The organism is Acinetobacter sp. YH16052 (assembly GCF_013417155.1).
Lineage (GTDB): Bacteria > Pseudomonadota > Gammaproteobacteria > Pseudomonadales > Moraxellaceae > Acinetobacter.
Genome location: NZ_VPEO01000188.1, coordinates 1 through 1,155, shown reverse-complemented (window position 1 = coordinate 1,155; position 1,155 = coordinate 1). Strand labels below are relative to the sequence as shown.

The window sequence follows — 1,155 nt, the reverse complement described above, 5'->3', positions numbered from 1 at the left end:
GATTCCAAGACACATACCTTGCATGGCATGAGCGCGACCAGTACGACATCACTTGGATGAAACCACAAGACAAAGGACGCCTCGAGATAAATTTTATTATTCCTAATGTGGAATTGAGTACAGGAAAGCGATTGCAGCCCTATTTTGACCAAGCAGACCGTCCACTTGTAGAGAACTGGAAACAAGTTACCAATTTTGAGCATGGATTATCAGACCCTCATGCACCTGATAAAGCACAGGCTATCAAGGTTTTGAACAGTCAAAACTTGCCTGAAAGTGTCAAGGAAATCAAACAGCAGATTGGCACAGTCATAGCCGAGCAAATCAGCAAGGGAAATATCCAAAATCGGCAAGATGTGGTTAAGACGCTTGAGGGTGCAGGCTTTGACATTACAAGGCAGACGGACAAATCAATCAGTATTAAAAATCCTGACGGCAAACGAAATATACGTTTAGAGGGCGTAATTTATGAAAATAGACGATTTGGTGAAGAATTTAGAGCAGAACACAGCCGAGCAGGACAAGACTATCAAGAAACAAGCCGAGAGCGTTACCAAACAGCACTTGGAAAGTTACAACGCCTTACTACAAAAAAACTTGAAGCAAACCGAGAGCATTTTAGAGAAAAACCTTCAAACCATCGAGGAGCAACAGCCGAGCATAGTAAACGCTTTGCGTTTGAATACACTCAAGGGGGCAGTTTTGGGCGTACTGGTGGCGATATTTCTGATATTTCTAGGGATAACGGCATGGCTAGGCAAGGAAATCAGAGCCAAGCAACAGGAATTAGCCGAAATCAACCTAGAGCTGGAAAGAACACCATTAGAGAATCGGATATTGCGTATGGTGGAATTTCACGAGAGCGAGGACAACAAAGCCTATTTCATCGTAGCGAAGAACGCCAAGAAAGCGGAAGCGTACACAACAACGGGCAAGGACAAGGTACTCAAAATCGAGAGGTAGGAAACGAACATGACCAACGACTTTATGAATCACTACAACGCCATTTTGAACTCGTTAGAGAAGCAATTGAGCGAGCTAAGCGAAATAAATCAAAGACAGACCAAGCAGATAGAAATATTGAGCAATCAGAATCAAGAATTAGTGAATCTAAACGAGCGATTGACCAAAGCCAACAATGTTATAACCATTCAA

1 protein-coding gene is annotated in these 1,155 nt (G+C 42.8%); it reads left to right on the top strand.

Going from position 1 to position 1,155, the window contains the following annotated elements; translation table 11 throughout:
• Nucleotides 1–56: 56 nt before the first annotated feature.
• Nucleotides 57–1,155 (top strand): relaxase/mobilization nuclease domain-containing protein (locus FTV42_RS17195; RefSeq protein WP_257223491.1); only part of this gene is annotated, 1,099 nt, incomplete at its 3' end.